A 6,275-nucleotide genomic window follows, 5' to 3' on the forward strand; every position below is an offset into this window, starting at 1 on the left:
GCCGGCCGGCGCGCCGGTGCCGGCCGCGCCGGCCGGCGGGAGGCGGCGGGCCGCTCCGGCGTCGTCCGCACCGTCACGCCCCGCACCCCGCGCCACGACGACGAGCCGGCGGCGCCGCGCCGCCGCGCCGCCCCGCGCCCCGCCCGCCGGCCGGACCGTCCGGCCGCCCGGCGGCCGTCGCGTAAGCCGCCGAAGCCGCCCCGGCTGGCCGATCCCCGTCGCCGGCTGCGGCTCGGCACCGTGCTCACCCTGACGCTCTTCGCCGTCATCGGCATCCGGCTGGTGGTCCTCCAGGCCGTGGAGACTCCGGCGTACGCCGGCGGTGGTCTCGCCGACCGGCTGCGCACCGTCACGCTGCCGGCGGCGCGCGGCGCCATCTACGACCGGTCCGGCGCCCCGCTGGCGCACAGCGTCGAGGCGCGCTACGTCTACGCCGACCCCACCCAGGTCAAGGACCAGCAGGCCACCGCCAGGGCGCTGTCCCCGCTGCTCGGCATGCCGGCCTCGGAGCTGGCCGAGAAGATGAAGCCCCGCAAGCGGGTCAACGGCGTCGACTCGCAGTTCGAGTACCTGGCCCGTGGGGTGGACATCGACCGGGCCCGGAAGATCACGGGGCTGGAGCTGCCCGGCATCTACACCCACCGCGACGAGCGGCGCGAGGTGCCCGGCGGCGACCTCGCGGCCAACCTGCTCGGCTTCACCAGCCAGGACATGGTCGGGCTGGAGGGGCTGGAGGCCCGCTACGACGACGTGCTGCGCGGCAAGGACGGCAAGCGGGTCTACGAGGTCGGCCTCGGCGACCTCGCCGCCCCGATCCCCGGCGGCTACAGCGAGACGACGAAGGCCAAGCCGGGCAGCTCGCTCCAGCTCACCGTCGACCGCGACCTGCAGTTCATGGTGCAGCGGATGCTGAGCCGGCACATGGCGCAGAGCAAGGGCAGCACCGGCGCCGCCGTGGTGATCGAGATCCCCTCCGGCGAGGTGCTGGCCCAGGCCAGCCACCCCACCTACAACGCGGCGAAGCCCACGCCGAGCGACCCGAAGGACCGGGAGGACGCCGCCACCAGCTTCGTGGTCGACCCCGGCTCGGTGCACAAGGCGATCACCTTCGGCGCCGCGCTCCAGGAGCGGGTGATCACCCCCGACACCACGCTGCCGATCGCCAACAGCATCACGAAGGGCGACACCCCGTTCTTCGACACGCACAAGGCGCACGGACAGCGCATGAGCCTGCCCGGCATGATGGCGTACTCGTCCAACGTCGGCACCATCCAGATCGCCGACAAGCTCGGCCCGGAGCGGCTCATCGACTACCAGAAGCGCTTCGGCCTCGGGGAGCCGACGCGGGTGGGCATGCCCGGCGAGGCCAGCGGGCGGCTGCTGCCGCTCGACGAGTGGAGCGGGTCGTCGCACGGGTCGGTGCCGATCGGGCACAGCGTGGACGCCACGCCGCTGCAGATGGCCGCCGTCTACGCGACGATCGCCAACAACGGCACGTACGTGCAGCCGCGCCTGGTCAAGGAGGTGATCGGGCCGGACGGGAAGCGTACGCCGACCGAGCCCCCGGTCACCCGGTCGGTGCTCAGCCCGGAGAACGCCGCCGCCCTGCGGCACATCCTGGAGGCGGTCACCACGGTCGAGGACGCCACCGGCACGCCGGCGGCGATTCCGGAGTGGCGGGTCGCCGGCAAGACCGGCACCGGCTGGCGGCTGGTCGACGGGCGCAAGCAGCTCGGCGAGGTGGCCTCGTTCATCGGGATGGCCCCGGCCGAGAAGCCGCGCTACGTGATCGCGGTCTTCGCGCACACCCCCTCCGGCGGGGGCGGGGACATCGCGGCCCCCGCGTTCCGGGACATGATGCAGTTCACGCTGCGTCACTACGGGGTGCCGCCGAGTGGGGAGAAGGCCCCGAAGTTCACGGTCTATCCGCGTTGAGCGGCCACGCCGCGACATCATCGGTGAGTGCGGACGAACCACCGGGGCGGCAGTGCGGCCGGAACCGGACGACCGGGTAGGGTCTGACGCCGTGCCCGGCAATCCTCGTCCCCGTACCGTGATCGGTGTCCGGCTCGGCGACCTCGCCGCCCGGCTCGCCGTCGACCCCCCGGAGGGCGCCGCCGAGCTGGTGGTGACCGGGGTGACCCACGCCAGCCAGGAGGTCCGCCCCGGCGACCTGTACGCGGCCCTGCCGGGTGCCCGCCGGCACGGGGCGGAGTTCGCCGCCGGCGCGGCGGCGGCCGGCGCCGTGGCCGTGCTGACCGATCCGGCGGGCGCCCCGGCGGCGGCCGAGGCGGGCCTGCCGGCGCTGGTGGTGTCCGACCCGCGCGCCGCGCTGGGCACCCTCGCCGCAGCCGTCTACGGCGACCCGACCGAGGGACTGACGGTGATCGGGGTGACCGGGACGGCCGGCAAGACCTCGACGGCCTACCTGGTCGAGTCCGGCCTGCGCGCCGCCGGCCACACCACCGGCCTCATCGGCACCGTCGAGACCCGCCTCGGCGACCTGGCGATCGACAGCGTGCGCACCACGCCCGAGGCCACCGACCTGCACGCCATGCTGGCCGCCGCCCGCGAGCGCGGCGTCACCGCCGTGGTCATGGAGGTCTCCAGCCACGCCCTGGCGATGGGCCGCGTCGGCGGGGTCCGGTTCACCGTCGGCGGCTACACCAACTTCGGCTCCGACCACCTGGACTTCCACGCCGACACGGCGGACTACTTCGCCGCGAAGGCGCAGCTGTTCGACGGGCGCTGCGCGGTGGAGGTGCTCAACCACGACGACCCGGCGCTGAAGTCGCTGTACCGCCCGGCGACGGTCACCTACTCGGCGGCCGGCGACCCGAGCGCCACCTGGTGGGCCGACGAGGTCGGCGGCGAGGGCTACGCGCAGCGGTTCACCGCGCACGGCCCGGACGGGCTGACCGTGGCGGCCGGCGTGGCGCTGCCGGGCCGGCACAACGTGGCCAACGCGCTGCTGGCCATCGCCGTGCTGGTCGCCGCCGGGGTGGACCCGGAGACCGCCGCCGCCGGGGTCGCCGCGTGCGGCGGGGTCCCCGGCCGGCTGGAGCTGGTGAACGCCCCCGGCCCGGTGCGGGGCGTGGTCGACTACGCGCACAAGGCGGACGCGATCGTCGCCGCGCTGGCGGCGCTGCGGGAGCTCAGCGCGGGCCGGCTGATCTGCGTGATCGGTGCCGGCGGGGACCGGGACCGGGGCAAGCGGCCGGTGATGGGCGCCGCCGCGGCGGAGGGAGCCGACGTGGTGCTGGTGACCGACGACAACCCGCGCACCGAGGATCCGGCGGCGATCCGGGCCGAGGTGCTCGCCGGCGCCCGGCGCACCGGCACGACGGCGCGCGTCGAGGAGGTGGCCGACCGCCGGACGGCGATCGACGCGGCGGTCCGGCTGGCCGAGCCGGGCGACGTGGTCGCGGTGCTCGGCAAGGGCCACGAGCGCGGGCAGGAGATCGGTGGCGAGGTGCACCCGTTCGACGACCGCACCGAGCTGGCCGACGCGTTGCGCGCCCGCTTCGCCGACCCGGCGGGTCAGCGGTGATCCCGCTCAGCCTGGCCGAGGTCGCCTCGGCGGTCGACGGGCGGCTGGCCGGCGCCGACCCGCAGGCCCGGGTCACCGGCCCGGTCGAGTTCGACTCGCGCAAGGTGCGCCCGGGCACGCTCTTCGTCGCCTTTCCGGGCGAGAAGGTGGACGGGCACGACTACGCCGCCGCCGCGGTGGCGGCCGGCGCGGTGGCCGTACTCGGCACCCGGGAGGTGCCCGGCGTGCCGATGGTGCTGGTCGACGACGCGCTGGCCGCGCTGGGCCGGCTGGCCCGTGCGGTGGTCGACCGGCTGCCCGGGCTCACCGTCGTCGGGTTGACCGGCTCGTCGGGCAAGACCACCACCAAGGACCTGATCGCGCAGCTCACCGCGCGGCTCGGCCCGACCGTCGCCCCGCCCGGGTCGTTCAACAACGAGCTGGGGCACCCGTACACGGCGTTGCAGGCCGGGCCCGAGACCCGCTACCTGGTGATGGAGAAGGGCGCCCGGGGGGTGGGGCACGTGCGCTACCTCTGCGACGTGGTGCCGCCCCGGATATCCGTGGTGCTCAACGTCGGGGTGGCGCACATCGGCGAGTTCGGCTCGGTGGAGACGATCGCGCTGGCGAAGGGTGAGCTGGTCGAGGCGTTGCCCGCCGACGGCCTGGCCGTGCTGAACGCCGACGACCCGCTGGTCGACGCGATGGCCTCGCGTACGGTCGCCCGGGTCGTCCGCTACGGCGAGGCGGCGCACGCCGACGTGCGGGCCGAGGACGTGACGCTGGACGACCGGGGGCGGCCCGCGTACACCCTGGTCACCCCGGAGGGGACCGCGCCGGTGCGGCTCGGGCTGACCGGCCGGCACCAGGTGTCCAACTCGCTCGCCGCCGCCGCGGTGGCCCGCGAGCTGGGCATGCCGCTGGCCGAGCTGGCCACCGCGCTGGGCGCCATGGGGCTGGTCTCCACCCGTCGGATGGACGTCTTCGAACGCGCCGACGGGGTGACCGTGATCGACGACTCGTACAACGCCAATCCCGCCTCGATGGCGGTCGCGCTGCGCGCGCTGACCGGCATCGGGCGGGAGCGGCGCACCGTCGCGGTGCTGGGCTACATGGCCGAGCTGGGTCCCTTCGAACGCGACGGGCACGCCGAGGTCGGCCGGCTCGCGGCCGAACTGGGCGTCGACCGGCTGCTCGTGGTGGGCGAGCCGGCCGCGCCGATCCACGAAGGCGCGACATCGGTAGGTGACTGGGGAGGAGAGTCGGTGCTGCTCACCGATCAGGCGGCGGCCGTCGAGGTGCTGCGGAGCGAGTTACGGCCGGGCGACGTCGTCCTGGTGAAGGGCTCCCGGTACCGGACGTGGGAGGTGGCCGACGCGCTGCGCGCGGACGCCGCCGGCGACGGGACCAACCCGACGGGGACGGGGGGCGGCGCCGCATGAGGGCGGTCATCGTCGCCATCGGGGTGGCCTTCCTGGTCTCGCTGCTCGCCACCCCGCTCGCGATCAAGGTGTTCGCCCGGCTGAAGGCCGGCCAGCCGATCCGATCGAACCTCGGGCTCGCCAGCAACGAGGGCAAGAAGGGCACGCCGACGATGGGCGGCGTGGTGTTCATCCTGGCCACGGTCATCGCGTACGTGGCCGGCCACCTGGCGCTGACGACCCTGCCGGACGCGCAGATCGCCCAGGTCGAGCCGACCATCACCGCGCTGGTGCTGCTGGGGCTGATGGTCTTCTCCGGCGCGGTCGGCTTCATCGACGACTTCCTCAAGGTGCGCAAGCGGCACAGCGGCGGGCTCAACAAGCGCGGCAAGCTGCTCGGGCAGATCCTGGTCGGCGCGGTCTTCGGCGTCGTGGCGCTCTACTTCCCGAGCACCATGACCGACGCCTCGGGCGCGGTGACCAACACCGAGACCGTGGGCAGCACGACGCTCAGCTTCATCCGGGACATCCCGGCGCTCGACATCACCAAGATCGGCGCCGTGGTTCTCTTCATCTTCGTGGTGATGGCCACGACCAACGGCGTCAACCTCACCGACGGCCTTGACGGCCTGGCCACCGGCGCCTCGGTGATGGTCCTCGCCGCGTACGCGCTGATCGCCTTCTGGCAGTACCGGCACTGGTGCGCCGACCCGAACTACACCCAGGACTACTGCTACGCCGTGCGGGACCCGCTGGAGATCGCGCTGATCGCCGGCGCGGCGGCCGGGGCCTGCGTGGGCTTCCTGTGGTGGAACACCTCGCCGGCGCGGATCTTCATGGGCGACACCGGCGCGCTGGGCCTCGGCGGCCTGATCGCCGGCATGGCGATGTCCACCCGGACGATCCTGCTGCTGCCGATCATCGGTGGCCTCTTCGTGATCATCACGATGTCCGTGGTGATCCAGATCATCTCCTTCCGTACCACCGGCAAGCGGGTGTTCCGGATGTCGCCGTTGCAGCACCACTTCGAGCTCGCGGGGTGGAGCGAGGTCAACATCGTGGTCCGGTTCTGGATCATCGCCGGCATCGGCGTGGCCATCGCGCTGGGCCTGTTCTACAGCGAGTTCCTCGCCAACATGACCTGAGCCGGCCGGCAACTCCCGCCGCGGGGCCCGGGCGCGCGTCGCCCGGGCCCCGCGGCGTGTCCATCGCCGCGACGGCGTTCGCGCCGCGGCGCAAGCCCGACACGCCGACCGGGCGGTTGCGCCGGTGGCGGCCCGGCGGAACCGCCATGATGGTCGGGTGGGGGAGGGACGAGGCACAGA

General features: G+C 74.3%; 4 protein-coding genes. All 4 read left to right on the top strand.

Annotation, left to right across the window (positions count from 1 at the left end; all coding sequences use genetic code 11):
* The coding region (locus tag F6X68_RS29570; RefSeq protein WP_225852504.1) for a penicillin-binding protein 2 at window positions 1–1,935 on the top strand (1,935 nt) is incomplete at its 5' end.
* A gap of 52 nt (window positions 1,936–1,987) precedes the next feature.
* Window positions 1,988–3,550 (top strand): UDP-N-acetylmuramoyl-L-alanyl-D-glutamate--2,6-diaminopimelate ligase, encoded by a 1,563-nt coding sequence (locus F6X68_RS29575; RefSeq protein WP_151457326.1) that lies wholly within the window; start codon window positions 1,988–1,990, stop codon window positions 3,548–3,550.
* Window positions 3,547–4,971: a UDP-N-acetylmuramoyl-tripeptide--D-alanyl-D-alanine ligase gene (gene murF, locus F6X68_RS29580; RefSeq protein ID WP_151457327.1), complete on the top strand. Its 1,425-nt coding sequence runs from the start codon at window positions 3,547–3,549 to the stop codon at window positions 4,969–4,971. Before F6X68_RS29575 ends, murF begins: the two co-directional genes overlap by 4 nt.
* Window positions 4,968–6,095, top strand: coding sequence for a phospho-N-acetylmuramoyl-pentapeptide-transferase (mraY, locus tag F6X68_RS29585; RefSeq protein ID WP_151457328.1), 1,128 nt, complete (start codon window positions 4,968–4,970; stop codon window positions 6,093–6,095). Before murF ends, mraY begins: the two co-directional genes overlap by 4 nt.
* Window positions 6,096–6,275 lie beyond the last annotated feature (180 nt).

It is taken from the genome of Micromonospora sp. AMSO12t (assembly GCF_008806585.1).
Lineage (GTDB): Bacteria > Actinomycetota > Actinomycetes > Mycobacteriales > Micromonosporaceae > Micromonospora > Micromonospora reichwaldensis.